At 40.6% G+C, this 26,150-nt stretch carries 25 protein-coding genes; 14 read left to right on the forward strand and 11 right to left on the reverse strand.

Annotated features, from left to right (window positions below):
- Positions 1 to 6: 6 nt before the first annotated feature.
- A complete protein-coding gene (rng, locus tag AC4CUX_RS11790; RefSeq protein WP_004981336.1) occupies positions 7 to 1,461 on the forward strand; it encodes a ribonuclease G in 1,455 nt (484 codons plus the stop codon).
- 131 nt (positions 1,462 to 1,592) lie between these two features.
- Positions 1,593 to 1,766 carry a PA1571 family protein gene (locus AC4CUX_RS11795; protein ID WP_010326168.1) on the forward strand — a complete coding sequence of 58 codons (174 nt, stop codon included), beginning with the start codon at positions 1,593 to 1,595 and terminating at the stop codon, positions 1,764 to 1,766.
- Positions 1,767 to 1,829: 63 nt separating this feature from the next.
- On the opposite strand, the gene AC4CUX_RS11800 is transcribed toward AC4CUX_RS11795, so the two are convergent.
- Both AC4CUX_RS11800 and AC4CUX_RS11805 read right to left on the reverse strand, forming a co-directional pair.
- Positions 1,830 to 3,209, reverse strand: a complete 1,380-nt coding sequence (locus tag AC4CUX_RS11800; RefSeq protein WP_490792415.1) for a WS/DGAT/MGAT family O-acyltransferase — start codon at positions 3,207 to 3,209, stop codon at positions 1,830 to 1,832.
- A 160-nt stretch (positions 3,210 to 3,369) separates the two neighbouring features.
- Positions 3,370 to 4,104 (reverse strand): phosphoadenylyl-sulfate reductase, encoded by a 735-nt coding sequence (locus AC4CUX_RS11805; RefSeq protein ID WP_125281560.1) that lies wholly within the window; start codon positions 4,102 to 4,104, stop codon positions 3,370 to 3,372.
- Between the two features lie 202 nt (positions 4,105 to 4,306).
- On the opposite strand from AC4CUX_RS11805, the gene thrH reads away from it, so the two are divergent.
- Complete coding sequence (thrH, locus tag AC4CUX_RS11810; protein WP_062034400.1) at positions 4,307 to 4,924, forward strand: bifunctional phosphoserine phosphatase/homoserine phosphotransferase ThrH; 618 nt, start codon at positions 4,307 to 4,309, stop codon at positions 4,922 to 4,924.
- 80 nt (positions 4,925 to 5,004) lie between these two features.
- On the opposite strand, the gene AC4CUX_RS11815 is transcribed toward thrH, so the two are convergent.
- Together AC4CUX_RS11815 and AC4CUX_RS11820 are read right to left on the reverse strand one after the other, a co-directional pair.
- Positions 5,005 to 6,162: an OmpP1/FadL family transporter gene (locus AC4CUX_RS11815; protein WP_125274525.1), complete on the reverse strand. Its 1,158-nt coding sequence runs from the start codon at positions 6,160 to 6,162 to the stop codon at positions 5,005 to 5,007.
- A gap of 328 nt (positions 6,163 to 6,490) precedes the next feature.
- Positions 6,491 to 7,735: an OmpP1/FadL family transporter gene (locus tag AC4CUX_RS11820; protein ID WP_490792416.1), complete on the reverse strand. Its 1,245-nt coding sequence runs from the start codon at positions 7,733 to 7,735 to the stop codon at positions 6,491 to 6,493.
- A gap of 710 nt (positions 7,736 to 8,445) precedes the next feature.
- Here AC4CUX_RS11820 and AC4CUX_RS11825 point away from each other — a divergent pair.
- Together AC4CUX_RS11825 and AC4CUX_RS11830 are read left to right on the forward strand one after the other, a co-directional pair.
- Complete coding sequence (locus AC4CUX_RS11825) at positions 8,446 to 8,655, forward strand: hypothetical protein (RefSeq protein ID WP_308954809.1); 210 nt, start codon at positions 8,446 to 8,448, stop codon at positions 8,653 to 8,655.
- 48 nt (positions 8,656 to 8,703) lie between these two features.
- Positions 8,704 to 9,270: a hypothetical protein gene (locus AC4CUX_RS11830; protein WP_308954810.1), complete on the forward strand. Its 567-nt coding sequence runs from the start codon at positions 8,704 to 8,706 to the stop codon at positions 9,268 to 9,270.
- Positions 9,271 to 9,371: 101 nt separating this feature from the next.
- Here AC4CUX_RS11830 and AC4CUX_RS11835 read toward each other — a convergent pair whose 3' ends face one another.
- Positions 9,372 to 10,391 (reverse strand): AraC family transcriptional regulator, encoded by a 1,020-nt coding sequence (locus tag AC4CUX_RS11835; protein ID WP_279698753.1) that lies wholly within the window; start codon positions 10,389 to 10,391, stop codon positions 9,372 to 9,374.
- A gap of 153 nt (positions 10,392 to 10,544) precedes the next feature.
- On the opposite strand from AC4CUX_RS11835, the gene AC4CUX_RS11840 reads away from it, so the two are divergent.
- Together AC4CUX_RS11840 and AC4CUX_RS11845 are read left to right on the forward strand one after the other, a co-directional pair.
- Positions 10,545 to 11,990 (forward strand): coniferyl aldehyde dehydrogenase, encoded by a 1,446-nt coding sequence (locus AC4CUX_RS11840; RefSeq protein WP_263506950.1) that lies wholly within the window; start codon positions 10,545 to 10,547, stop codon positions 11,988 to 11,990.
- 114 nt (positions 11,991 to 12,104) lie between these two features.
- On the forward strand, positions 12,105 to 13,823 hold the full coding sequence (locus AC4CUX_RS11845; protein ID WP_490792417.1) for a GMC oxidoreductase: 1,719 nt from the start codon (positions 12,105 to 12,107) through the stop codon (positions 13,821 to 13,823).
- A gap of 286 nt (positions 13,824 to 14,109) precedes the next feature.
- Here AC4CUX_RS11845 and AC4CUX_RS11850 read toward each other — a convergent pair.
- Positions 14,110 to 14,861, reverse strand: a protein-coding gene (locus AC4CUX_RS11850) for an IS5 family transposase (protein WP_151837326.1) whose coding sequence is annotated in 2 segments (ribosomal slippage) — positions 14,110 to 14,525 and positions 14,525 to 14,861 — 753 coding nt in all. Because the reading frame shifts where the segments join, the coding sequence is not laid out codon by codon here.
- Positions 14,862 to 15,119: 258 nt separating this feature from the next.
- On the opposite strand from AC4CUX_RS11850, the gene arsC reads away from it, so the two are divergent.
- From arsC to AC4CUX_RS11880, 6 genes are all read left to right on the forward strand, one after another.
- A complete protein-coding gene (arsC, locus tag AC4CUX_RS11855; RefSeq protein ID WP_201706171.1) occupies positions 15,120 to 15,554 on the forward strand; it encodes an arsenate reductase (glutaredoxin) in 435 nt (144 codons plus the stop codon).
- Positions 15,555 to 15,611: 57 nt separating this feature from the next.
- On the forward strand, positions 15,612 to 15,932 hold the full coding sequence (locus AC4CUX_RS11860) for a metalloregulator ArsR/SmtB family transcription factor (RefSeq protein ID WP_201706172.1): 321 nt from the start codon (positions 15,612 to 15,614) through the stop codon (positions 15,930 to 15,932).
- Positions 15,933 to 15,938: 6 nt separating this feature from the next.
- Positions 15,939 to 16,412 (forward strand): arsenate reductase ArsC, encoded by a 474-nt coding sequence (locus AC4CUX_RS11865; RefSeq protein ID WP_490792418.1) that lies wholly within the window; start codon positions 15,939 to 15,941, stop codon positions 16,410 to 16,412.
- Between the two features lie 7 nt (positions 16,413 to 16,419).
- Positions 16,420 to 17,463: an ACR3 family arsenite efflux transporter gene (gene arsB / locus AC4CUX_RS11870; RefSeq protein WP_178928418.1), complete on the forward strand. Its 1,044-nt coding sequence runs from the start codon at positions 16,420 to 16,422 to the stop codon at positions 17,461 to 17,463.
- 5 nt (positions 17,464 to 17,468) lie between these two features.
- Positions 17,469 to 18,173 carry an arsenical resistance protein ArsH gene (gene arsH / locus AC4CUX_RS11875; protein ID WP_000174605.1) on the forward strand — a complete coding sequence of 235 codons (705 nt, stop codon included), beginning with the start codon at positions 17,469 to 17,471 and terminating at the stop codon, positions 18,171 to 18,173.
- 154 nt (positions 18,174 to 18,327) lie between these two features.
- Positions 18,328 to 19,392, forward strand: coding sequence for an ArsO family NAD(P)H-dependent flavin-containing monooxygenase (locus tag AC4CUX_RS11880; RefSeq protein ID WP_151726210.1), 1,065 nt, complete (start codon positions 18,328 to 18,330; stop codon positions 19,390 to 19,392).
- A gap of 269 nt (positions 19,393 to 19,661) precedes the next feature.
- Here AC4CUX_RS11880 and AC4CUX_RS11885 read toward each other — a convergent pair whose 3' ends face one another.
- From AC4CUX_RS11885 to fahA, 3 genes are read right to left on the reverse strand one after another with little or no spacing between them, the layout of a single operon-like run.
- The gene (locus AC4CUX_RS11885; protein ID WP_125274531.1) at positions 19,662 to 20,237 is read right to left on the reverse strand and encodes a VOC family protein; all 576 of its coding nucleotides are present in this window, start codon (positions 20,235 to 20,237) and stop codon (positions 19,662 to 19,664) included.
- 21 nt (positions 20,238 to 20,258) lie between these two features.
- On the reverse strand, positions 20,259 to 20,897 hold the full coding sequence (gene maiA / locus AC4CUX_RS11890; RefSeq protein ID WP_178928415.1) for a maleylacetoacetate isomerase: 639 nt from the start codon (positions 20,895 to 20,897) through the stop codon (positions 20,259 to 20,261).
- 21 nt (positions 20,898 to 20,918) lie between these two features.
- On the reverse strand, positions 20,919 to 22,202 hold the full coding sequence (gene fahA / locus AC4CUX_RS11895; protein ID WP_178928414.1) for a fumarylacetoacetase: 1,284 nt from the start codon (positions 22,200 to 22,202) through the stop codon (positions 20,919 to 20,921).
- A gap of 218 nt (positions 22,203 to 22,420) precedes the next feature.
- On the opposite strand from fahA, the gene AC4CUX_RS11900 reads away from it, so the two are divergent.
- Positions 22,421 to 23,209 (forward strand): IclR family transcriptional regulator, encoded by a 789-nt coding sequence (locus AC4CUX_RS11900; RefSeq protein WP_125274534.1) that lies wholly within the window; start codon positions 22,421 to 22,423, stop codon positions 23,207 to 23,209.
- Between the two features lie 253 nt (positions 23,210 to 23,462).
- Here the strand turns inward: AC4CUX_RS11900 and AC4CUX_RS11905 are convergent, their stop codons facing one another.
- Positions 23,463 to 24,689, reverse strand: a complete 1,227-nt coding sequence (locus AC4CUX_RS11905; RefSeq protein WP_151836915.1) for an amino acid aminotransferase — start codon at positions 24,687 to 24,689, stop codon at positions 23,463 to 23,465.
- 29 nt (positions 24,690 to 24,718) lie between these two features.
- Entirely contained in the window at positions 24,719 to 26,119 is a 1,401-nt protein-coding gene (locus AC4CUX_RS11910) for an amino acid permease (protein WP_004981288.1), read from the reverse strand.
- Positions 26,120 to 26,150: the final 31 nt, after the last annotated feature.

Genomic DNA, 26,150 nt, shown 5'->3' on the forward strand with positions numbered 1-26,150 from the left:
TTTGTTATGTCTGACGAGTTATTAATTAACGTCACGCCTATGGAATGTCGCGTCGCGTTAATTGAAAACGGCACGGTCAATGAATTATTTATTGAGCGTACGGTGAAACGTGGTTTAGTGGGCAATATTTATAAAGGTAAAGTGGTGCGTGTTCTTCCGGGAATGCAGGCTGCGTTTGTCGATATTGGACTGTCACGAACTGCTTTTTTACATATTAATGATATGGTTTGGTCACGTAATCAACCCACACCCAATGTTTTTGAGCTCTTACAGCCGGGACAAATTCTTACCGTTCAAGTCATGAAAGATATGCTGGGAACCAAAGGGGCTCGGCTTTCAACCGACCTTTCCATTCCTTCGCGCTATTTAGTGATGATGCCTTATGGCAATCATACCGGTGTGTCTCAACGTATTGAGTCTGAAGCTGAGCGTGATCGTTTACGTTCGATGATTGAGCGTATTCAAGCGGAACATAAACTTCCGGGTTCAGTGATTGTTCGTACAGCTGCTGATGGAATTGCGGAAGCTGCTATTGCACAAGATATGGCTTATTTGGCAAAACTTTGGGAATTTATTCAGCGCAAGCAAATCAGTATTGCGGTGCCATCGTTAATTTTTGAAGAACTGCCTTTACCCCAACGCATTATTCGCGATCTTGCGAGTGAAAAGACCGCTAAAATTTCAGTCGACTCGCGTGAAATACATGGCAAGCTCCAAGAGTTCGTAGAAGAATTTGTCCCTAATATCAAAGAACGTCTCATTCACTATCCGGGTGAGCGCCCAATTTTTGACTTGTATAATGTCGAAGAAGACATTCAAAGAGCTCTACAGACGCGTGTTGCGTTGAAGTCTGGCGGTTATTTGATGATAGACCAGACTGAAGCTATGACGACTATCGATGTCAATACAGGGTCATATGTGGGTGGCCGCTCTTTAGAAGATACTGTGTTTAAAACCAATATGGAAGCGACACAGGTCATTGCGCGCCAGCTGAGACTACGCAATTTAGGCGGTATTATTATTATCGACTTTATTGACATGCAAGAGCAGGAGCATCGAACTGAGGTCATGACTCAGTTTGAACGGATGCTTGAGCAAGACCATGCGAAAACCAAAATTACGCAGGTTTCTGAGCTTGGTTTGGTCGAAATGACACGTAAACGTACGCGTGAATCATTAGAGCACTTATTATGTGAATCTTGCCCGACCTGTCAGGGACGAGGTTATGTGAAAACAGCTGAGTCTGTATGTTACGAAATCTTTCGAGAAATCATGAGATATACACGTGCGTATCAATCTCAGACTGGCTTTACTGTCGTTGCGCATCCATCGGTGATTGACCGCTTGTTAACCGCAGAAGCGCCAGCAGTCGCTGATTTAGAGCATTTCATTGGTCGTGTGATTAAATTTCAGGTGGAAAATTTATATACGCAAGAGCAATACGATATCATTCTGAGCTGAAATTGTAACAATATATGGTTAAATAGTTGTTACAACTGAAATTTTACTTTCGATCTTAGATTTTTAATACTAGAAACACGGAAATAGCCAAAGCTTATTCTCTCAAATAGGTTTAGCAAATGAGGTGTGATATGGGTGTTAGAGAAGCAATTATTCAACCTAGTTTGAAACATTTATTAGATACGAAAGTAACGCATAATGCGTATATTTTGGATGATCAGGGTAAAGAAGTACAAATTACAACTGCCATGATTCGTACTGCGTGTCATCAATTATTAAAACAATGTCGTAGCATTAAAAACTAAGGGGCTTATCGAAGCCCCTTAGTTTTATTGATTATTCTTGTATTTCTGATTCGTTTTGCGGCATCAACTGACCGCTTGCAACTTTGGGCCTTCGACCCCTACAATCGCTTCAAAGCGTTGAATTTCTTCTTCTAAATGTGTAAGTAAATTCTGCATCTTCGGTAGTGCATTTCGACAAGCCGTTAAACCCACTTCAAGTTTATCTAAATAACTGGTCATGGTGATGTTGAGTGCTTGGCCATCCAAAATGATTGAGGCAGGGTATAGTGCATCGAGTCGTGCCCCATTCCAATACAACGGCTCACGTGGGCCAGGGACATTTGAAATCACCAGATTAAACGCTTGGCGTTTAGGCAGTAAGCCTGAGGCAATGTTGAGACCAGCCGCACTATAAACAAACGCACTATAGTTTAGAATCTGGTTTGAATTCATGCGTTTGAACTTTTCTTTGGCATTTTGCACACTACGACGAACAATTGCGAGGCGCTCTAGTGGATCTTCTTTATGCGTGCCTAAATTTGCCAGAATCATGGTGATACGATTCGACATAGACGAATCGTCATCGCGAACTGATGCAGGCACCATGGCTATTAAAGGCTTTTTAGGAAGTGCGTCTTGGGACAATAAATATTCACGCAAGGCACCTGAACAAATCGCCAGTACGATGTCATTAATCGTGACACCCAAACTTTTAGAAATATGACGTAAACGGTCAAACTCAAAAGACTGTGCTGCAAAACGGCGGGAGTAACTAACCCGCTGGTTAAGAATAGAGCTGGGTGCTTGGAAGCTTGAAACATAATCAGGATTACGTCCCATATCTTTCATGACTGTTTGTGACAACTCATACATGACACGTGGTGTTGACTCAAGCTGGCCCATTACGCCATTCATTATTTTCTTAAAGCGACTAACATTCGGTTCTTTTAAACGCTTCGCACGAGGGCCTTCAACACACCATGGTGGCACAATACTCTTTGCGTTTGGATCTTGTGATAATGATTTTTCCACCAAACGCATACCCGCGATACCATCCACCATCGCATGGTGAATTTTGAAGTACATCGCAAAACGATTCCCTTCAATCCCTTCAATGATATGACACGTCCATAACGGTTTAGCACGGTCAATTAAACTACTGTGTTCTTGTGAAATATAGGTGAGCAGTTCAAGAATACGCCCCGGTTGTGGGAGTGCGATATGACGAAAATGGTGATCAAGATCAAACTCTTCATCTTCATCCCAAAATAAACCGTTGAGTTTGTTGTTAAATGGAGGAATAGGAATGGATTTGGAGTTACGAATATCTGCAACTAAATTTTGAATGAAGCTGGCAGGTGCATTTTCAGGAATTTGGAATAAGAATAATCCACCGACATGCATGGGTTGCTGGCGTTTTTCAAGTGATAAAAAAATAAAGTCAATCGGATGTAATGGACGCATAGTCTGGATTGCCTCACTGCAATATCTGACCGCTCCTATATGAGCAATCTTGTTAGAATTATAGAACTTAAAGCTAGTATATCGATTTTTTTAACAATGGGAGCGCTTTGTGTGTATCCATTGGTTGCGAAAAACCACTGCTTTGCAGTGGTTTTGGTCTTTACTTTTTCAAATTACCTGCATGCAGGCCACATTCTTTGTGTGTCGCTTCCTCCCACCACCAACGTCCTTCACGTTCATGTTGGTTTGGTAACACTGGACGTGTACATGGTTCACAGCCGATAGAGATAAAACCGCGCTCATGCAATGGATTATAAGGCACTTCCATCATGCGAATGTAACTCCACACATCGGCACTGGACCAGTTGGCAAGGGGATTGTATTTAATTAACTGTTTACCTTCGCCTGAAAACCCAATATCTGCCTGAACAACTGGAATCTCAGTTCGTGTGCCCGGACTTTGGTCTTTACGTTGACCAGTAATCCAACCATCTAAAGTCGCCAATTTTTTACGTAAAGGCTGAACTTTACGGATACCACAACATTCTTTATGGTCATCTTGATAAAAGCTGAATAAACCTTTTTCATTGACCAGTTGTTGAACGGCGTCTGCTTCTGGGAAGCAAATTTCGATATTGATATTGTAGTGTTTACGTACAGTCTCGATAAATTGATAGGTTTCTGCATGTAAACGTCCTGTGTCTAAGCTAAAGACACGAAAGGGTTTACCTAAGTTAGCAGCCATATCAATAAGTACGACATCTTCTGCACCTGAAAACGAGATGGCAATTTCACCCGTTTGATTCAGTGCAAGTGCTAAAATTTCACTTGGCGATTTGTCTGCATATTCAGCTGCGAGAGCATCAACAAGATCAATAGTTGGAATGGTTGTCATGAGTATCCTGGCAATAGGCTTGGAATCTAACAAGACCTATATTACGTTATTTGCTGCGTATTTTAATAGAGTTGAAATAAGCCACTTATCACTAAAAAATAAATGCTTATGAAAAAAATAGATTTAAAAAACAGCAATGCATTAGACAAATATTAAGCTATGATAGTTCAAAATTTTTCCACGTAAATAAAAGGGAGTATTCATGGAAGTTGTTTGCCTTGATCTAGAAGGGGTGTTAGTTCCAGAGATTTGGATTAACTTTGCTAAAAAAACAGGCATTAAAGCGCTTGAAGCGACCACACGTGATATTCCTGATTATGATGTGCTCATGACGCAGCGTTTGAATATATTAAAAGAACATGGTCTAGGTTTAAACGATATTCAAGAAGTGATTGCTGAAATGGGACCATTTCCAGGCGCAAAAGAATTTGTTGAATGGTTACGTACACATTTTCAGCTGATTATTTTGTCAGACACTTTCTATGAGTTTGCGCACCCATTAATGAAACAGCTGGGCTGGCCAACGATTTTTTGTCATAAGTTAGAGACTGATGAAAAGGGTATGATTACAACCTATAAGCTGCGCCAACCTGACCAAAAACGTGAAGCAGTTAAAGCATTGCATGGACTAAATTACCGTGTGATTGCCGCAGGTGATTCTTATAATGACACCACTATGCTGGGTGAAGCGGATAAAGGTTTTTTGTTTGATGCACCAGAAAACGTGATTAAAGAATTCCCACAATTCCCTGCAATTCATGGTTATGAAGCTTTAAAAGAGGCAATTCGTAATGCTTCAGTTCGTGATATTCCTGCTTAATATATTGATTTTAAAATAATAAAAAATGGCGCAATTAGCGCCATTTTTCATTGAATTCAATGTTAGTTAACATAGATTAATTAAAAGCGATAGCCAATTTTCATACCATATGCAAGGGCGCTGTTATCTTCAAAGCTACCAACAACATTCCCACCTGTTTGTGCATCTGCATCACCTAACCATAGGTAACGTACGCCAGCAGCAATGAAATAGCTTTGTGCAGGGCTATATTGAGCGCCTAATCCAATACTCCAGTTTCCTTCTACAGGGCCAAGTGTCGTAACAGGGTTACCTGCTCCAGAGTCATAACCAACAGAAGCTGAACCAGCCCATTTATCATTAAACTTATGAGAAAGACCTGTTGTAATAGACCACTGATCATCTGAATAGTCGATTAGATTTTGTGCTTTACCTCTTGCAGCTTGTGTTGCAGCAGCTAAATATGTTGGCTTAACTGCAAATTGATCCCAATGTACCCAGCGAATATTTGCAAAAGCTAAGGTATCTTTAGCGACACCTGATTGCAAATCAATGTTTACAGACTGAGGTGTAACAACTTCTGTGTTTGAGTTAGGACGAGCAACAGCACCTAGGGCAAATGTTTCTGAAGTATCAAGTTCATGTTTGATTTCAGAGCGATAAGTGACAGCCGCTCTAAGTGCAATTTCAGGGATAGAGTATGCGGCACCTGCGATCCAACCGAAAGCATCATCTTCTTTGAGATCTATGTCGTAGCCACCTAATAGACGAGTACCACCGTATGCGGCACCACGTAATGAAACTTTTCCTTCAACTGTTTGATATACGGGACCTGCATAAAAGTTCCAGTTTTGGTTGGGTTGATAACCAATCAGCGCAGTTAGATTATGAGTATCAACTTCAACAGAAGTTCCTTCCGTACCATTACCAAATGTACCTGCTGTTGATGAGTAGGTTGCATCAGCACCGAAAGGCTGATCATATAATAATCCTAGTGAAATATTATCGGTTGGCTGTATTTTAATCGCTGCAGAAGGGAAGTAGTAATCACCTCCCATATCACTGATTTTTTCATCTTTAACAACTGTAGAGGTACCTTCTACAGTTGGATCAATTACTGTAAAACCAGCTTCAGCATAGTTGCCCGATTGAAAAAAAGCAGACATTGATTGCCCAGATCGATCAAGACCTGCAGCAAATACTGAAGTTGTTGGGATTAAGCTGAGCAAAATAGCCGAGCGAAGAGCTGTAAGCTTCATAGGGAACATTCCTTGTTGTAGCTTTATGTAAGTGATTGGCACGAAAAGTAACATAAATACAAAAAGAGTAAATGCTCAACTACGGTTGTAAAATGAACTGAAAAGTTAAAAATTGTACTTGTGTAGAGTAAAAACACTAAAAAAAATATTAATTTTATGATTTATATGGATTTATTTTTAGATGCTGAGTGGCTGATTGAATATTATGCAAAATGTTTAAGTGTTTGTTTATTGCTCAAATGAATCACAAGTGTATAAAAAAGAGCGTAGGTGTCATTGTTGAAAATGAAAAAACCATCTTTGCAGATGGTTTTTTCAGTATTAGTAATTAGAACTTGTAACCGATTTTTAAGCCATAAGCTAAAGCATCATTGTCATTAAATTCTGCAACATAAGTATCTGATCCAAAGTTAGATGCGGCTTGCGCTTTTGCATCGCCTAACCAGAAGTATTTAACACCACCAGCGATAAAGGTTGCAGGTGTTGGACTATATTGAAGTCCTAAGCCAACATTCCAGTAACCTTCAGTTGGGCCAAGAGTTGATATAGGATTACCTGCACCAGAATCCCAACCTACTGAGACATTACCTGCCCATAGATCATTAAATTTACGGCCTACACCTACGTTTGCTGACCATTGGTCATCAGTATAAGCAACAATATCAAAGCCATTTGGGTTGTCTGGAGTCTGGCCTAGCGCACCTAGAGTATCTGCAACAGTTCCGAATTGTTTTAGGTCAAGAGAAAAGTCTTTCCAATTCACCCAACGTACATTTGCAAAGGCAACTGTATTTGCCATGATCCCTGTTTGGAAATCAAGGTTAACAGATTGGGGAGTTGTAATATTTGCATCTGTTGCTACATCGTAAACAGGGCTACTGCCAACAAATGCTAATACGTTACTTTGACCATATTCGCGAGCAGATGCTTTGTGGTCAATTTCAGAGCGATAAGTGATAGATGTTTTTAAAGCAATTTCAGGAATTTGATAAGCAAAGCCAGCTAACCAGCCAACTGCACCATCTTCATCTAAATCAGCATTATATAAGCCAAGGCCGTTAGCTGAACCATATGCCGCACCACGTAATTGAACATTACCTTTAATTGTTTGATAAACAGGACCAGCATAAATGTTGAAATTTTCATTTGGCTGGAAACCAAAAATCATAGACAAACTTTGAGTGTCAACTTCTACTTCAGTTGCTTCACCGTTTAAGTGGAACAAACCTGTATTGAGACCAACAAGTGGGTCACTTGTTGAGTATGCAGCATCAGCACCAAATGGTTGGTCATAGATCAAACCAAATGAGAAGTGGTCTGTTACTTGTAATTTAAGAGCAGCTGAGGGGAAGTAGTAATCATTTCCCATGTCAGAAAGATTGCCGCCACCAGCAGTTGAAATAGCCTTCCCAGATACATCTGGATCTAATACAGAAATACCTGCTTCAAAATAGTTACCAGGTTGCAAGAATGCAGAGATTGACTGACCTGAACGATCTAGAGCAGCGGCAAATGCCCCGGTCATTGGTACAGTTGCTAAAATCATTGCTGTCGTTAATGTCTTTAATTTCATTCTACGTCTTTCCTTGAGGTGCAAATGCAAATGTTTGTTGCTCATTTTGTGTTTATGTTTTTTGGCTTTTGGAGAAGTCGGTTAACCGAAATCATTTGTTACTCCGTGTCACAAAAATAGCACAATTAAAATAAGAGTAAATACTCTAGATATAACTAATCAGTTCAAAAAGTGATCGCAATAGAGTTTTTACACTAAAAAAACACTTTTTTTCAACTTAAGTTAATGAAAAATATAAATATATAATTTGAAATATAAAATTTATTTTTTGGTTAAAATTTACTCAATTAAGCGTAAAAATAAATCCTTTTTGTGATTCGTATCACTTTTTTCTTTACTGTATTTATAATACAAAATTATATTTCGTAGATCATTTATCGATTATTTTTATTTAGAAGATCAAGTTATTGTTTTTTTACATGATTAATATTGTCTACAGCGACAATGATAATTGTTGCGGTTATATTGCGTTGTGTTATAAAAAATATATAAAAGCTGAAACAAATGTTAAGAACAAAAATCTTTAGTTTTAAATATAGATGAATGAATACAGGTGGTTATTAAGCGGTGTAATCAGCACTCAATCTTGACTTAAATTAAGCTGTAGTTTTGTTATACCGTTAAAAGCATAATTTATTAAAAAATTTAGAGTTTTAGTTCGCTATCGCTCTACTGTGAACCATAAATGATTAGAAGGATGCGATAAGTACATGAATAATTTTTCTTTCAATCCTAGAGCAATAAAAGGCTTGCTTCTTCTTAGCATTTTGGGAGGATTAGGAGCTTCTCAGGCTTATGCCGACGATGGTGCAGATTTGGCCCAACAGTTATCAAATCCTGTCGCGAACTTGGTCAGTGTGCCATTTCAATTAAATTATGATGAAAACATTGGTATGGCTAAAAATATAGAACGTTATTAACTCAATATTCAGCCTGTTATCCCGATTGAGTTAAATGAAAATTGGAATTTGATCTCTCGTACTGTATTACCCGTAAATTATCAAATTTATAATGAAGGTGGGCGTGATGATGATTGGGGCGTGGGTGACATTGTACAAAGCTTATTCTTTTCTCCCTCAAAAACATCGGACAGTGGGGTTACATGGGGTGTAGGTCCTGCCTTTCTATTTCCTACCGCTTCTGAAAAGGCCTTGGGCGCGGATCAATACGGTGCTGGCCCGACTTTTGTCGTTTTGAAGCAAAGTCACGGTTGGACATTTGGTGCATTGGCAAACCATATTTGGGGAGTAGAGCATGAAGATGATGCTGAGGCGATCAGTAGTACCTTTGTACAACCTTTTATTAGTTACACTTATCCAAATAGTACGACGGTGGCATTGAATACTGAAACGACATATGACTGGAATGCAGAAGAAGCCACAGTTCCTGTAAACCTGACTGTGACCAAAGTGATTCGCCTAAATGGTCAGGCGATTAGTGTGGGCGGTGGTGCTCGATATTGGGTTGATGATACTGATGGCAGCCCGAAAGGTTGGGGGGCACGTTTGGTCGCATCCTTTGTTTTCCCGAAATAATCAATTGAGTCTGTATTGATTAGAGTGACATTCAACGGATTTAAACTATATGCTTGAATCCGTTGGGTACTTTTTATTTAATGAAGTAGCAAAACCAGAAGTCATACAATATGCCTTCGACTTTTGTCTCTTAACTCGGTTGGAGGAACGCCAAACCAACTTTTAAAGTTGCGACTAAAAATAGATAACTCTGCATAGCCCAACTGTAGAGCAATATCTGTCAAATTCACATTGCCTGCATCAAGCATACGAAGTGCTTCTTTTTTTCGGACATTTTCGAGTATATCTCGATAGGTTGTTCCTTGCATTTTTAAAGCGCGCTGAAGCTTTTTCGGATGCATGCCCATACACAGCGCGATATTTTCAATGCTGCAGTCTCCTGTCGCCATTAGCATGCGGACTGAACTCTCTATCAGTGCGGTATTGTCTTCAGTTTTGGTGCTGCTTTGTGTTTCAAGCTGCTGTACGATCAGTTGATTGATGGCATCTTCATTAAAATTATAGGGTTTATAACTTAAAAAGCTTGCAGGAAAATAAAGTGCATCTTCATCGGTTTCAAACTCTACCTGACATGAAAAATGTGCTTGGAAAGTTTGAGCTCCTTTTTGTGGTGCTTTTTGCTTAAAGCAAATTTTTTCTGCATGCCACTGTGGGCCAATCAAATCTTTTAAAATATTCGCGACAAGGCAAATGGCCAGTTGTGATTTTTGTGGTACATCGGTGTTGTATTCACTTAAACGCACAAAGTTCAGCTTACAGAGCAGAGCATTATGTTGCGAGACGTGGAAGACAATGCCTTCAGCATGTAAATAGACATATTTTTGCGCCACGCTTAAGGCTTCAAGTATGGTCGTTTGTCGGGACATATAGACGCCAATCAAACCGATTGTGCTAATATTTTGGAGTGCACCGAGTTTTAAACCGAAGCAATCATCCTGACAAGCTAATGCCGCTTTTTCCAATAAATTTAAATAATGATCATAATGAATAAATGAATCTGGATCACGGAGTAAAGCAGGTAAAATCCCGATCCCTTTCAAGATTTCTATAGGGTTTATGCCATAACTACGGACTAAGTCTTCAAAACCGCCGAGGCTGGCTGCACGAATATAACTTCCCATTACAACATTCCATGTTGTCCTAAAAGATCAATTTAGTGTCCTAAAAAGTCAAGCATAATTCAAGTCATTTGTTAAAGTAGGATAAGAGATTGTCTCAACCAACATAGAAAAGAAGTATTGAATCACCATTTTTAGCCGTGAAAGGAAAAGCATATGCAACTTACGGTTCAGTCTCATATCGAGCAAACAGTGATAGAACAGACATTACACGATTGTTTTCAATTACAGCGCAAAAGCTTTCATCAACAAGGCATTGAAACGATTGCGCAACGTAAGCAACATTTACTGAATTTAAAAGCATTGATTAACAATCACCGTGAAGCAATTATTGATGCCCTGAATCGTGATTATGGCAATCGTTCACGTCATGAAACCTTATTGGCAGAAATTATTACTGTTACGGATGACATTAATGGCAGCATCAAACATTTGAAGCAATGGACTAAAGTGCAAAAAAGACATGTCGATTATAGCCTGTATTTTGGTGCAAAAAACCGTGTGATTCCGCAGCCGCTGGGGGTGATTGGAATTATTGTGCCGTGGAATTTCCCCATTAATTTGATGTTTTCACAGTTGTCAGCCGTGTTTGCTGCGGGAAATACGGCTATGGTTAAAATGTCTGAAAATTCAAGACATTTGGCTGAATTACTGATTGAGTTAAGTCCCAAATACTTTAAAGCGGAAAAATTACAGATTTTCGATGAGACTGGTGAAGTGGGCATCGCGTTTTCAAAACTACCGTTTGATCACTTGATGTTTACTGGCTCTGGTGCGACAGGGCGTAAAGTCATGGCTGCTGCAGCACAGAACTTGACGCCAGTGACTTTGGAGTTGGGTGGTAAATCTCCTGCGGTGATTGATCCTGAATACCCTATTGAGAAAGCTGTAGAACGCATTATGTTTGTGAAACAGTTTAATGCGGGGCAAATTTGTACCAATGTCGATTATTTATTTGTACATGAGTCGAAGTTACAAGCATTTATTCAGGCCGCGGCAGTATGGGTGCAAGAACATGTGCCTGATATTCATAGCAAAGATTATACTTCTGTGATTGATGAGCGTGCCTTTCAGCGCTTAGTACATAGCTTGGCAGATGCTGAAGCCAAAGGGGCAAGTTTGATTAATTTAAATCAGCAAGAGCCTGATGCGGGGACACGAAAATTCCCACTAACTTTGGTGTTGAACAGCAATGATGCGATGGAAATCGATACGCGCGAAACCTTTGGCCCGATCTTGATGGTCAAAACCTACCAGAAGCCTGAAGAGGTGGTGGGCTATATTGTGCAGCGTGATCGTCCCTTAGCCTTTTATCCATTTAGCAATAATAAAAGCTTAGTCGAATTTTATATCAGCAGAGTTATGTCGGGCGGGGTTTCGGTCAATGATGCCTTATTTCATGTCGGGCAGCATGACTTGCCATTTGGTGGGGTCGGTGCCAGCGGGATGGGGCACTATCATGGTTATGAAGGCTTTTTGACTTTTTCCAAAATGCGTCCTGTGTTTTATCAGGCGGGTTTTTCGAGCTTGAAGTTTCTCGCGCCGCCTTACGGAAAATTTGCCAATTGGCTGTTGAATTTATTGATCCGCATCAAGTCATAAGCGCTTAAATTTTAAAACCTCAAAATCACTTTTCACTTCAAGATGGGTATTTTGAAGTGAAGGGGTTGGTGTGTTTAAAAACAGAAAAATAAAACTATTAAAGGAGTTAATAGGATGAAGAATAAAGATTTTGATTTTGATCAAATCGTGATTGGCTCAGGCTTTGGTGGATCGGTCAGTGCTTTACGCCTTAGTGAAAAAGGCTATAAAGTCCTGATTTTGGAGAAAGGCTTACGCCGTGAAGATAAGGATTTTCCAACCACCAATTTAGACACCAAAAACTATTTGTGGCGGCCTGAACTGGGATTCAGAGGTACGATGCAATTTACTTTCACCAGTAAAACCACCATTTTGCACGGGGTAGGCGTTGGTGGGGGCTCACAAATTTATGCCAATGTACATTTAATTCCACCTGATGCTGTTTTTGAGTCCGAGGCGTGGACCAAGATTCGTAAAGACTGGAAAGAAACCTTAAAGCCGTTTTATGGTCTCGCTCAACGTATGTTGGGTACAGCGAATAATACTTATACCAATATTGCAGATGACACGTTAAAAGAAGTTGCGAGTGAAATTGGATATGCAGACTCTTTTAAAACGGTCAACACAGGGGTATTCTTTTCGCAAGCAGCTGGTCAGGAAGGTCAATTAGCGAAAGACCCGTATTTCAATGGAGATGGGCCAGATCGTAACTCCTGTATTTATTGTGGTGCTTGTATGTTGGGGTGTCGCAACAATGCAAAAAATACCTTAATGAAAAATTACTTGTATTTTTCTGAGCGTAATGGCGTTGAAATTCGTCCAAGTTCAGAAGTAGTGAAAATTACACCACTAAATGAAGATGGTAGAGCAGGTTACGAAGTAATAGTCAAAGAAACCCTTGGGAAACAAGTTCGTCAGTATAGTTTGCAAAGTCGTGGGGTTGTGTTATCTGCAGGGGTGATGGGTACGGTACCGATGTTGTTAAAAATGCGGGATCAGCATAAGACTTTACCCAATATTTCTTCATTGCTGGGACAGGAAGTTCGGACGAACTCGGAAACCCTGACCACAGTGAACAATACTGGTAAAAAACTGGATGATGGTGTGGCAATCAGCTCCTTTATTTCAGTCGATGCAGATACCAATATCGAGGTCACACGTTTCCCTGAAGGTGCGGATGCTTCATGGATTTATATTCCATACGTGCCGATGGTGACCGGTCAGGGCTTTATGCGCTTTATGAAGTTTGTGCTAAACACTTTAATACATCCCTTAAAAACCTTTAAAGTACTGCGTTATAAGGGTAAAGCCAAAGACTCTATTATTTTATTGGTAATGCAAAAGTCTGAAGCGTTTATTCATTTTGAATGGCGTAGAAAGTGGTATCGACTGTTCAAAAATAGTATCACTGCCGTGCAAAAAGAAGGGGACACGCCACTCACCGTTTCATTCCCAGCGGCTGAAGAAGCCACTAAAATGATTGCACAAAAGTTGGGTGGAGAGCCAGGTTCTGCACTTACTGAAATTCTACTGGGAACGCCAACGACAGCACATATTATGAGTGGTGTCGCGATGGGCAATGACAAGTCGAATGGCGTTGTGGACTTCACGGGTCAAGTCTTTGGTTATCAAAATTTACGCGTATTAGATGGTTCGATTGTACCTGGAAATTTAGGTGTGAATCCCTCACTGACCATTACCGCACTGTCTGAATTTGCGATGAGTCAAATCCCAGTGTTCTCCGCAGAGCGGGCAGCAAAGATTCAGCGTATTGAATTTAGTCAGCCTTTGGACGGACAGGTGTCTGACTTGAAGGGTACTGGTGATTTAGCCAGTGCATTAAGTAATGCTTAAAAAAGTGGATATGGGTTGGGCTGGTGATGGTGCCTAATACGGCAAAATAGACAGCCGAAGCAATACAATCTTGAGATCATTATCCCTCTAACGCTGTATTAAAGCGTTAGAGGTCGTTGCTGATTTTATGGGCTATAATTCAGAAATTCCTAAGCTAAGAAGAGAGCAAAAAGCTATCTTACCTTTTTACCGATTAATTGGGGGGGCATTACTGAGTCTATTCATAGACCCAAAAGCCATAGTTTATTTTTTCTTGTTATAAAATATGACTAGGGTCTGTTGAGAATTACCGAGAGTTAATTAAACTCGCGCACAGTTGAATCATGGCTTCAAAACTCGTATCTGTTTTACAACTACGCATCGCTATACGTTTAAATTCTTTTAACTTACAGAAATAGTTTTCAATGAGATGACGCCATTTATACATAATCGTATCAAATCCTCTCATTACTTTTCGATTAGATTTAGGTGGGATCACCACTTTCACTTTACGTTCATTGAGTTCTTGGATGAGCCAATCTGCATCAAATGCTTTATCCGCTAGTAATGCTTGAAAATCAACATCTTCAATTAAAGGTTTGGTTTCTACTAAATCGTGATATTGACCAGGCATTAATCGAAACTTAATAAGGTTGCCTAGACTATCCACTAAGGCAAGAATTTTACAGGTCATTCCACCTCGAGATTTACCTATAGACTGTTTGAAAGTCCCCCTTTTGCACCTTGCCCATGTCGATGAACTTTAACAATCGTTCCATCAATCATGGCGTATTCCAAATCAACATCTTCATTTACAGATGCAAAAATAGTTTCAAATACACCAGCTTTCACCCAATCACGGTATCTTTTAAAGACGGTATTCCATTTACCAAAATGAGGAGGTAGATCACGCCATGGACTGCCTGTACGGGCAATCCATAGGACTGCTTCTAAAAATAATCGATTATCTTTTCCACTACGACCTCGATCGGTCACTTTACCTAGGCAAAAAGGTTCCATTTTTGCCCATTGGGCATCAGTAAGTATGTATCTATCCATAGTACTATTATAAATTAATCAGTAGCCTTTGTTAATTCTCAACAAGCCCTAGTAAAATCAAAATAATAACTAAGATCAAAGTAATCATGACTGTTTCCATAGTTTGACCTCTAAATCTTATATTTTATCTAATTTTAACATGCTCATTCGATCACTATATATTCAATATAGATCATTTTTCATTCTTTAAATATGGAGTTGCATATATATGATTATTCATATATAAATATATGTAAAGATTCAATTGAGTTTGAGCAAATGTCTGCTACTCCAAAAGTTAAGATTTATCACAACCCTGAATGTGGTACATCACGCAATACATTGGCGTTAATTCGTAATGCCAATATTGAACCTGAAGTGATTGAGTATCTAGTTACACCACCATCGAAAAATGAACTGATTCAAATGATCGTAAATGCGGGTTTAACCGTGCGAGAGGCAATTCGTAAAAATGTTGTGCCGTATTCTGAGCTAGAACTAGAACGTGATGATTGGACGGATGAACAGCTTTTAGATTTTATGCTTCAGTATCCAATTTTGATTAACCGTCCATTTGTAGTGACTGAATTAGGAACTTGTTTAAGTCGTCCGTCAGAATTGGTTTTAGAAATTCTGCCACTCCCACAAAAGGGTGCTTTTAGCAAAGAAGACGGTGAACAAGTGCTGGATGAAAACGGGCAGAGATTAAAATAAACATGTGCTGGGTATCTGTGAGTATTGTTATATCCAGAGGTATGAGTGAGTGAAAGTATGGATCAAATCAATTTTTTTAAATGTTTAGCTGATGAAACGCGATTCAACATTGTGATGTTGGTTGTGGTTAATCATGAGCAGTGTGTCTGTGATTTGACTGAAAAATTGCAACTCAGCCAACCTAAGATTTCGCGGCACTTAGCCTTACTGCGCTCTTCAGGTCTTTTACAAGATCGACGCCAAGGGCAATGGGTCTATTACAGTCTCAATCCAAGTTTACCCACTTGGTGTATAGACGTCTTAAATACCCTTAAAAATGCCAATTTACAGCCCCAAATTGAACGCCCTTTTTCGCAAATCAATAGTTATTGCGAGTAGAACAAGATGAAATTCCTTTTTTTATGCACAGGAAATAGTTGCCGTAGCATTTTGTCCGAAGTGCTGTTTAATAGTCGTGCCCCAGAGGGTTGGAAAGCCTATAGTGCAGGCAGTCAGCCATCGGGACAGGTGCATCCATTGACCATAGAAACTTTAGAAAATCTAGGTCTTTCAACAGATGGTTTGTGGAGCAAAACCATTGATGACTGCGAACAATACCAACCTGATGTGGTGATTACGGTTTGTGATTCGGCGGCGCAAGAAGCATGTCCACTTTATTTAGGTGGAGCGATCAAGGCACATTGGGGCTTGGCGGATCCTTCGCACTTAGTCTTGCCGAAAGAAGAGAAGCTCAAAGCATTCCAAGTTACTGTTGATCATATCAACCGCCGCTTAGACGCTTTATTGGCACTAGATACTACTCATATGTCTCGCCCAGATTTGATTGCTGCAATCAATCAAATTTCGCATATTGAATGAGAACATCATGGCTCAACAAAGATTATCCTTTTTAGATCGTAACCTCACGCTATGGATTTTTATTGCTATGGCGTTCGGAATAGCGATCGGTGTGTTCTTTCCACAAGCCTCAGTGGCATTGGATAAAATGAGTGTGGATTCCGTCAATATTCCAATTGCGATTGGTTTGATTCTGATGATGTATCCACCTTTGGCAAAAGTGGACTATGCTGCTTTGCCACAGGTGTTTAAAGATAAGAAAACGCTGACACTATCCTTAGTACAAAACTGGCTTATTGCACCTGTTTTGATGTTTGCCTTAGCCATCATTTTTCTACACAGCTATCCTGAATACATGACAGGCTTAATCTTGATTGGGTTAGCGCGCTGTATCGCCATGGTCTTGGTTTGGAATGGTTTAGCCTGTGGGGATAACCAATATGTTGCTGCATTGGTGGCTTTTAACAGTATCTTCCAAATTTTATTTTTCAGTACCTATGCTTGGTTGTTCTTGACCTTCTTACCACCTTATTTTGGTGTTGCAGGGCAAGTGATCAATGTCGATTTTTGGACCATTACTCATGCGGTATTGGTGTACTTAGGAATTCCATTTTTTCTTGGCTTTATGACACGATTTATTCTGGTTCGAGCGAAAGGTTTGGATTGGTATCAAAATGTCTTCTTACCAAAAATTAGCCCACTGAGTTTGCTTGCTTTCTTGTTCACGATTGTGGCGATGTTTAGCCTCAAAGGAAATGATGTGGTGAGTTTACCACTGGATGTTTTACGTATTGCCATTCCATTGACCATTTACTTTATTGTGATGTTCTTCATCAGCTTCTTTATGAGCAAATGGATGGGCAATGATTACCCTAAAACTACAGCAATTTCCTTTACTGCTGCGGGGAATAACTTTGAATTGGCGTTGGCTGTAGCGATTGCAACTTTTGGTTTAGCTTCACCTGTGGCGTTTACTACTGTAATTGGTCCACTGGTTGAAGTACCAGTGTTGATTGCTTTAGTCAGTGTGTCTTTGTGGCTCAGAAAAAAGTTTTTTAAAGCAGAGGTGTAATTTCTATGACTCTCCCAAATGTAGATATGAATCTTCTCGATCAACCTACTTTAGAAAAAGTACAAGCTAAAGAGCTGGATCATCCACCGCGTATTTTGCTGCTGTATGGTTCAAACCGTGAGCGCTCATACAGCCGATTGGCGGTGATGGAAGCAGGACGTATTTTGGAGCAGTTTGGCGCTGAAGTAAAAATCTTTCATCCAAAAGGCCTACCCTTACCCGAAGATGCAGACACAGAACATCCAAAGGTGAAAGAGTTGCATGATTTACTCGCTTGGGCTGAAGGAATGGTGTGGTGCTCACCTGAACGTCATGGCTCCATGAGTTCAATTTTCAAATCACAAATTGACTGGATACCATTGGCAGGCGGTGCAATTCGAGCAACGCAAGGAAAAACTTTGGCATTGATGCAGGTTAGTGGCGGTTCGCAGTCCTTTAACAGCTTAAACCAGATGCGTATTTTAGGCCGTTGGATGCGCATGATCACCATTCCAAATCAATCATCTATTCCAAAAGCTTTTTTAGAGTTTGAAGAAGATGGACGGATGAAACCTTCATCCTTCTATGATCGAATTGTCGATGTAATGGAAGAACTATATAAGTTCACCTTGCTCACTCGTGGACAAAGTCAGTACCTCACAGATCGTTATTCAGAGCGAAAAGAGTCGGCAGAAGAATTATCTAAGCGTGTTAATCAACGGAGTTTATAAACTCTAGATGATCAAAGATGTTGAGAAGTAGCTTGCGCAATTGAAAAGCCCAATTACAGATTTGATCAATTTTTAAAAGTCGCTTAGTTTATTGAATAAACTGGGCTTTTTTAATTATGAATATGACTTCACTATAACAAAGAGGAGAGAAGCTTTGGCACAACTACAAGCAAAAGTCGATGTGATTATCATTGGTGGTGGTCAGTCGGCACTTGCTACAGCTTATTTTCTCAAACGTAAAAAAGTTCCATTTGTGATTTTAGATGATCAAACGCAGGCGGGTGGAGCATGGCTGCATGCTTGGCAGTCGCTACGTCTTTTTTCACCGCATACATGGAGTTCGTTGTCGGGTTGGATGATGCCAACAACTGAACACACCTACCCAACGCGAAATGAAGTGATCGAATATTTGTCGGCATACGAGCAACGCTATCAATTTCCGACCATTCGGCCAGTCCATGTCGATCATATTGAACAAGAAGATGGCTATTTAGATGTATATGCTGGAGATCAATATTGGCGGGCAAAGGCTGTGGTCAGTGCAACAGGTACATGGAGCCAGCCTCATATTCCTAATGATATCGGACGTAAAAAGTTTAAAGGAATACAGCTTCATTCAGCGGACTATGTCAATGCAACACCTTTTAAAAACAAGAAAGTCATTGTTGTAGGTGGTGGAAACTCAGGCGCGCAAATTCTTGCCGAAGTTTCAAAAGTGGCAGAAACAACTTGGGTCACGACGACAGAGCCAGAGTTCCTATCGGATGAGGTGGATGGGCGGGTCTTGTTTCTTCGTGCAACGGAGCGTTTAAAAGCACAACAGGAAGGTCGGAGTTTGGAACAGCTCGCAGGTGGATTTGGAAATATTGTCATGATTGACAGTGTCAAAGAGGCAAGAACACGAGGAGTTTTGCACAGTCGAGAGCCTTTTGTAGCATTTGCTGAGCATTCAGTTGTTTGCGCTGATGGTTCAACTCAAGCGGTAGATGTTGTCATTTGGTGTACAGGATTTAACCCTGCACTTAATCATTTAAGAGGTCTTGGTGTGGTCCAGCCTGATCAAACGGTTGCTGTTCATAATGGGCGTTCAATGAAACTAAATAATTTATGGTTGGTTGGCTATGGTGAGTGGACAGGCATGGCATCGGCGACTTTAATTGGAGTGTCCAGAACAGCAAGAGCTGTGGCTGATGAAATTGCTGCCTACTTGACTAGCTAAAACGCATAAGTTTAAAGGGATGCATAGACAGGTTTCATGCATGAACAATTCGATTTGATATGGATGAGGACGGAAATAGGATTCGCCGTGAAGCAAATGGAAAGCAATTATTGATGATTGATAGGAGATTTAAGGTACTCTAAGTAGCTAATTAAAATAAGAAATCCTATCTATTTAAATCAGAAAAGCAGCCGAAGCTGCTTTGCGTTTTTTTATCATCGTTGAAGTTACCTCTAAGGCATTCACCATCAGCACAACGTTCGCCAGACTTAAGCGTCTACTTTGGCGGTATGAGAGTTATGGCTTAATTCATCTGCATGTAGGAAATGCGTATGCTGCGGTGCGCGTTTGGTTTTGCTCCATTCTTCCAGCATGTCATATTTCATTTGTTCAGTAATCATGGCAATTTTTTGTGGTGCTTTTTCATCGTCATAGGCCAGTTCCAAACGATGGCCATTTGGATCAAAGAAATAAATTGAGTGGAAAATACCATGATTGGTAATGCCCAAGACCTTTATGCCATTGGCTTCTAGGTGTTCTTTAGCATCAATCAGTGCCTGACGGTCTTTGACTTTGAGTGCAATGTGCTGCACCCATTTTGGGGTGTTTTCATCGCGGCCCATTTCAGGTTGGGTTGGCAGTTCAAAGAAAGCCAGAACATTGCCGTTTCCTGCATCTAGGAAGAGGTGCATATAGGGATCAAAGGCTTTGGTTGAAGGGACATGGTCTTCAGCAAAGGCGAGAATGAAATCCATGTTTAGATTTTTTTTGTACCATTCCACCGTTTCTTTGGCATCTTTACAACGGTAGGCCACGTGGTGGATTTTTTCAATTTGAATGGTCATTTTTATATCCTTATAAAAAACTTAAGCGGCTTCAGGCTGCATTTCAGGTGCAGCGTGTCGAAAGGCTTCTAAAGTGTTGCAATGGGTGTAGATCGAACAAATTTTTGGATAGTCGGATAAATCAAGATTAAAACGTTGAGCGTTATAGACTTGTGGAATCAGGCAGCAATCCGCTAGGGTCGGCTGATTGCCAAAACAGAATTTGCCATTTGACTGTTCCAGTTGTGCTTCAAGGGCTTTAAAGCCCGTTAAAACCCAGTGTTTATACCAAGCTGTTTTCTGCTCATCACTTATTTCCAATGTACTCGTCAGGTACTGAAGTACCCGTAGGTTGTTGAGTGGATGGATATCGCAGGCAATACTTAAACTAAATGCACGGATCAAAGCACGCTGCTGCAAGTCTTGAGGGAGCAGGGCTGTGTCTGGGAATTTTTCTTCTAAATATTCAAGAATACTTAGCGATTGGGTCAAGACAAAATCTTGCTCTGCCCATGTGGGCACCAGCTCACTAGGATTGATTTGACGGTAGCTTTCACTATGCTGTTCACCGCCATTATTGACTAAGTGCACAGGTACATGTTCAGCAGTCAGACCTTTTAAATTCAGGCCAATACGAACTCGGTAAGCCGCAGAACTACGAAAATAGGTATACAGTTTCATGGGCAACATCCTAGTCTGCAATTATTGGGTAAAACCAAAATCCACTGCTGGCAGAATTTTGCCGCTGACTTCACCAAAGCCAATACGCAAATCATCTTTTTCGCAATAGCCTTTCATAATGATGGTATCGCCGTCTTGAATGAAGTTACGCTGTTCGCCATTTGATAGCGTTAAAGGTTTGGTGGCATTCCATGTGATTTCGAGCAATGAACCATAAGAATCTGGGGTTGGCCCTGAAATGGTCCCTGAACCCATCAAATCACCGACCTGTAAGTTACAGCCCGCAATCGTATGATGTGTCAGCTGCTGAGCCATGGACCAGTACATATATTTAAAGTTGGTTTTGCAGATCACATTGCTCTGGTCGTTATTCTCAGGCTGAATTTCAACCGAAAGATGAATGTCATAACTATTGCTGCTGTTGTCTTCACGCAGATAAGCCAAAGGTTTCGGCTCTTGTTCAGGCGAACTGGTTTTAAATGGCTCAAGTGCTTCCAGCGTCACAATCCAAGGTGAAATAGACGACGCAAAAGTTTTGGCATTAAACGGACCAAGTGGTACATATTCCCATTGCTGCAAGTCACGAGCAGACCAGTCATTAAACAGCACCATACCGAAAATATGATCCCAAGCGTTTTCAATTGGAACAGGTTGACCCAGTTGACTTGACTTGCCTACGATAAAACCAGTTTCCAGTTCAAAGTCGAGTTTACGACAAGCAGAAAATACAGGGCGTTCTGAATCTGGCAGCTTGATTTGTCCTGATGGACGGACAATGTCTGTACCACTCACAATGACCGAGCTGGCACGACCGTTATAACCAACAGGGAGTTCTGACCAGTTGGGCAGCAGCGCATTTTTCGGGTCACGGAACATGCAACCGACATTGGTGGCATGTTCTTTAGACGAATAGAAATCGGTATAGCCTGAGATGTTTACAGGCATATGCATTTTAACGTCTGATTGTTTGAAGAAAACCTGATCACGCAGGGTCTGATTATCACGAAGTTCAGGATTATCTGCGGACAACAAAACTTGTAATTCAGCGCGGACCTTAGACCAATTGGCTTGACCTGATTCAATAAACAAATTCAGTGTCGGCTGATTAAAGAGCAGTTTGCCATCTGTTAGTTTGCAATAACCATGCGCTTCCAGTACCGCCAGATCAATTACCCATTCTCCCAGTGCTACGCCAGCACGAGGCTGCGAATTGTGTTTTTCACTAAAAATGCCATAAGGCAGGTTTTCTAGTGGGAAATCTGAATGTGCAGCGATTTCAACAAATGACTTCAGGCGTTTGCTCATGGATATTGATCCTTTCCGTGGAAAATTTAAGTTCTAGATAGAATCATACTTATATTTTAAAATTACGCAATAAATAATTTATTTATGAATAGTGTAAATTGTTGAGCTATACTACTCTGAATGAGAGAGTCAGGTTTAGATGGCTCACATTTTTGATTTAAGTAGTACAATTCACCAATGGAGTTATGACAACTAATGCAGCTATGTAGGGTAAAGCGATGAGTGTTGAGGAAGAAAAAATACAGGGAGGGGTTCAGTCTCTGGAAGTTGGATTAACCGTATTGGATGCATTGACCGTACATAATGCACCAATGATGTTAAAAGAGCTGTCCGAAGTTTTATCCATGCATCCAGCTAAAGTACACCGTTATGTAGTGAGCTTGATTCGTAAAGGCTATGCTCAGCAATTAACGGATGGGCGTTATAGTTTAGGTGAGCGTGCACATGCTTTTGGGGTGAATGCACTCAAACGAACAGATATGTTGGAATTAAGCCAGCGTTATATTCAGGACATTCAGCAACATCTGAATTGCAGTATTCATGTGAGTAAATGGTTCGCCGATGGCGCGGTCGTAGTTCAGTCTCTAGAATCTAACCATGTCTTTAATATTATTACTCGAGTTGGTTCACGCATGCCGCTGCTGAAATCTGCGACAGGGCGCTTGCATGCCTGCTATCAGCCCGAGCACATCATCAGACCATTATTGGAAAAAGAATGGGAAAGTAGCGCTAAACCAGAGCAGTATCCTGCAAATTGGGAAGATTTTTTAGAACTGAAAGCGAAAATTCTGAGTCAAGGTTATGCTTCGGTCACAGGAGATATGATGGCTGGGATCAATGCGATTAGTATTCCAGTCTTTAATTTCACGCAGCAACTGGATCATGTCATTACTTGTATTGGCACAGAAGATCAGTTACCCGAAGGACAAATGCGGCAGGCAATTGATTATGTTCTTGGCGTACAGCGACAGATCGATGCTTTATTTCATCCAGCTGCTGCCATATAAAAGCATCGCTTACATTGAAAAGATGAATTAAGTTTTAAATCCACCCTCTGGTGGATTTTTTATGGGGTTGTGGAGGCAGACAGTCGAAATATTTGCTTTTTTGCCACGCTATCTAAAGGAAAAGAGGAAATTAGGAACTAGATAGTGATGCTGAAACCCGTAGACTTAGGTTGCCTTGATTCAAGTTCTGAAAAATAACGATAAAAAAGGCTTCTAACCCTAGAGTGAGAAGCCTAAGTGAGCATGATATATCTTAAGCAAACACAGACTCAGTGGAACTTGCAGCTTTAAGCACAGTTGCCATCGACTCAGCCACATAATCAATATTGTTTAAATTTAGGCCAGCAGTACACATACGGCCGCTGCGGACTAAATAAATACCATAATCTTGTTTCAGCAAATCGACCTGTTCTGCACTTAAGCCCGTATAACTAAACATGCCTTGTTGCTGGGTCAGATAGCTAAAATCCATATCTGGTAGCGCTTGACTGAGTTTGTCTTCGAGTAAGCGACGCATCAGTAGAATGCGCTGACGCATTTCTTCTAATTCAGACTGCCATAGCTGAGACAACGCTGCGTCATTTAATACCTGACTCACCAATAACGCACCGTTGGCTGCTGGGCTAGAATAAATGCGACGGACTGTCGCTTTAAGTTGACCCAATACATTTTGGGCAATGTTTGTGTCATCGCAGACAAAGCTCAAGCTACCAACGCGTTCGCCATATAAGGAAAAGATCTTGGAAAAAGAATGGCTAACAATAAAGTTCATACCAGACCGATCTAGCGCGTGGATTGCATAAGCATCTTGTTCTAATCCTTGACCAAAACCTTGATAGGCCATGTCCAAGAAAGGAATCAAGTCATTTGCTTTTAGAACCTCAATCACTTGATCCCATTCATGAGGTTCTAAATCTGCACCTGTCGGGTTATGACAGCAAGGATGCAGTAGTACGATACTTTGAGCAGGCAGCTGCTTTAAGGTATCTAGCATCGCAGTTAGATTTACGGCATTGGTATTTGCATCATAATAAGGGTAGAAATGGGTTTGAACACCAGCACCATTAAAGATCGCAATATGATTTTCCCAAGTCGGTTGACTGACCCAGATTTCAGACTTCGGGAAATATTTGTTTAAGAAGTCTGCACCTACTTTGAGTGCACCAGAACCACCCAAAGTCTGAATGGTGACGACACGTCCTTGCTGACGAGCAGGGCTTGCCTGACCGAAAATGAGTTCTTGTGCAGCGTGATTAAAGCTCTTGAGCCCATCCATCGGCAAATACACTCGGACTTTGTCATAGTCAGGAATTAAATGAGTATAGGCTTTTTGAACCGACTGCAGCTGTGGCACGATATTATCTTCATTATAATAAAGTCCGATACTGAGATTGACCTTATTATGGCGCGTATCTTTGCTGAATTCCTCCATCAGAGAAAGAATTGGGTCACCTGCATAGGCATCAATATGTTGAAACATGAATACATCCTAATATGATAAATACGATATTACGCTTCTGGTAAGGAAGTGATTTTACTTTTTTCAAGCAACGCAACATGATCTTCTTGCTTCCGTTTAAAGAGATAAGCCGTCAGTAAAATCGCGATCCAGACTGGAATCATGAGAACTGCAATTTGCATATCTGGGCTACGACTCATAATGAGCAGAATACTCGCCATGAAGGCAATACATAAATAATTGGTAAATGGATAGGCCACACTTGGAAAGTGAGTTTTTACCTGCATGCGATTCATGGCTTTTTTAAACTTTAAATGTGTATAAGAAATCACGACCCAGTTAATCACAATAGCCGCTACAACCAGCATCATGAGTAAGTTAAATGCTTTTTCAGGAAATAAATAGTTAATCAGAACACATATTAAAGTAAAGAAAGCTGAAACCATAATGGCATTTACAGGAATACCACGCGGATTAATTTTGCTTAAAAATTTTGGGGCATTGCCTTGTTGTGCCAGACCAAGCAGCATTCGGCTGGTACAGTAATTGGTGCTGTTATAGACCGAAACAGCCGCAGTCAAAACCACAAAATTCAAAACAGCGGCCACGGTTTGGCTGCCCAACGAATCGAAAATCAATACAAAAGGACTACCGCCTTCAGCCATCATATTCCATGGATAAAGTGACAAAATTACGACTAGGCTTAAGATATAAAATAACAAGACGCGGTAAACAATTTGATTGACGGCTTTTGGGAGAGTTTTCTGAGGGTTATCTGTCTCTGCTGCTGCAATGCCCACCAGTTCAATTCCACCGAAAGCAAACATAATCATGGCCATAGCCATCACTAAGCCTGTAATGCCATTGGGGAAGAAGCCACCGAGCTGCCATAAATTTTGTAAGCTAGACTGGCTATGACCACTACCGCTAGCCAACAAGTAACTACCAAAAGCAATCATGGCAATAATTGCCACGACCTTAATGATGGCTAGCCAAAACTCCATTTCACCAAATAATTTCACGTGCAGTAAATTAATGACATTAATGAAAATAAAGAAACCCAAAGCAGAAACCCACGTTGGAATATCAGGCCACCAGTAATGGATATAGAGGCCGACAGCACTGAGTTCAGCCATACATACTAAAATATTGAGTACCCAATAATTCCAGCCAGACATAAAGCCTGCAAATTTGCCCCAGTATTTATAAGCAAAATGACTAAAAGAACCACTCACGGGTTCATGCACAATCATTTCACCGAGCTGGCGCATCATGAGAAAGGCAATAAGGCCTGCGATGGCATAGCCTAAAATAACAGAAGGTCCTGCGAGTTTGATGGTTTGTGAAATACCGAGGAAAAGCCCCGTGCCGATAGAACCACCGAGGGCGATGAGCTGAATATGACGATTACTTAAACCTTTTTTCAGGTTTCCTTGTTCAATATGCTGCATTTTTATTCTTCATCCATGTGAGATAAAGCCC

It is taken from the genome of Acinetobacter sp. 231_lipA (genome assembly GCF_058243005.1).

What these genes read in the sequence shown, in the direction of transcription:
- AC4CUX_RS11905 (WP_151836915.1), bottom strand. Translation starts at nt 24,689, where the DNA reads ATGTTTCAACATATTGATGCCTATGCAGGTGACCCAATTCTTTCTCTG.
- rng (WP_004981336.1), top strand. Translation starts at nt 7, where the DNA reads ATGTCTGACGAGTTATTAATTAACGTCACGCCTATGGAATGTCGCGTC.
- thrH (WP_062034400.1), top strand. Translation starts at nt 4,307, where the DNA reads ATGGAAGTTGTTTGCCTTGATCTAGAAGGGGTGTTAGTTCCAGAGATT.
- AC4CUX_RS11860 (WP_201706172.1), top strand. Translation starts at nt 15,612, where the DNA reads ATGGATCAAATCAATTTTTTTAAATGTTTAGCTGATGAAACGCGATTC.
- arsC (WP_201706171.1), top strand. Translation starts at nt 15,120, where the DNA reads ATGTCTGCTACTCCAAAAGTTAAGATTTATCACAACCCTGAATGTGGT.
- AC4CUX_RS11825 (WP_308954809.1), top strand. Translation starts at nt 8,446, where the DNA reads ATGAATAATTTTTCTTTCAATCCTAGAGCAATAAAAGGCTTGCTTCTT.
- AC4CUX_RS11820 (WP_490792416.1), bottom strand. Translation starts at nt 7,735, where the DNA reads ATGAAATTAAAGACATTAACGACAGCAATGATTTTAGCAACTGTACCA.
- fahA (WP_178928414.1), bottom strand. Translation starts at nt 22,202, where the DNA reads ATGAGCAAACGCCTGAAGTCATTTGTTGAAATCGCTGCACATTCAGAT.
- AC4CUX_RS11865 (WP_490792418.1), top strand. Translation starts at nt 15,939, where the DNA reads ATGAAATTCCTTTTTTTATGCACAGGAAATAGTTGCCGTAGCATTTTG.
- AC4CUX_RS11835 (WP_279698753.1), bottom strand. Translation starts at nt 10,391, where the DNA reads ATGGGAAGTTATATTCGTGCAGCCAGCCTCGGCGGTTTTGAAGACTTA.
- AC4CUX_RS11885 (WP_125274531.1), bottom strand. Translation starts at nt 20,237, where the DNA reads ATGACCATTCAAATTGAAAAAATCCACCACGTGGCCTACCGTTGTAAA.
- AC4CUX_RS11800 (WP_490792415.1), bottom strand. Translation starts at nt 3,209, where the DNA reads ATGCGTCCATTACATCCGATTGACTTTATTTTTTTATCACTTGAAAAA.
- AC4CUX_RS11805 (WP_125281560.1), bottom strand. Translation starts at nt 4,104, where the DNA reads ATGACAACCATTCCAACTATTGATCTTGTTGATGCTCTCGCAGCTGAA.
- AC4CUX_RS11840 (WP_263506950.1), top strand. Translation starts at nt 10,545, where the DNA reads ATGCAACTTACGGTTCAGTCTCATATCGAGCAAACAGTGATAGAACAG.
- maiA (WP_178928415.1), bottom strand. Translation starts at nt 20,897, where the DNA reads ATGAAACTGTATACCTATTTTCGTAGTTCTGCGGCTTACCGAGTTCGT.
- AC4CUX_RS11795 (WP_010326168.1), top strand. Translation starts at nt 1,593, where the DNA reads ATGGGTGTTAGAGAAGCAATTATTCAACCTAGTTTGAAACATTTATTA.
- AC4CUX_RS11900 (WP_125274534.1), top strand. Translation starts at nt 22,421, where the DNA reads ATGAGTGTTGAGGAAGAAAAAATACAGGGAGGGGTTCAGTCTCTGGAA.
- arsH (WP_000174605.1), top strand. Translation starts at nt 17,469, where the DNA reads ATGACTCTCCCAAATGTAGATATGAATCTTCTCGATCAACCTACTTTA.
- AC4CUX_RS11910 (WP_004981288.1), bottom strand. Translation starts at nt 26,119, where the DNA reads ATGCAGCATATTGAACAAGGAAACCTGAAAAAAGGTTTAAGTAATCGT.
- AC4CUX_RS11815 (WP_125274525.1), bottom strand. Translation starts at nt 6,162, where the DNA reads ATGAAGCTTACAGCTCTTCGCTCGGCTATTTTGCTCAGCTTAATCCCA.
- arsB (WP_178928418.1), top strand. Translation starts at nt 16,420, where the DNA reads ATGGCTCAACAAAGATTATCCTTTTTAGATCGTAACCTCACGCTATGG.
- AC4CUX_RS11845 (WP_490792417.1), top strand. Translation starts at nt 12,105, where the DNA reads ATGAAGAATAAAGATTTTGATTTTGATCAAATCGTGATTGGCTCAGGC.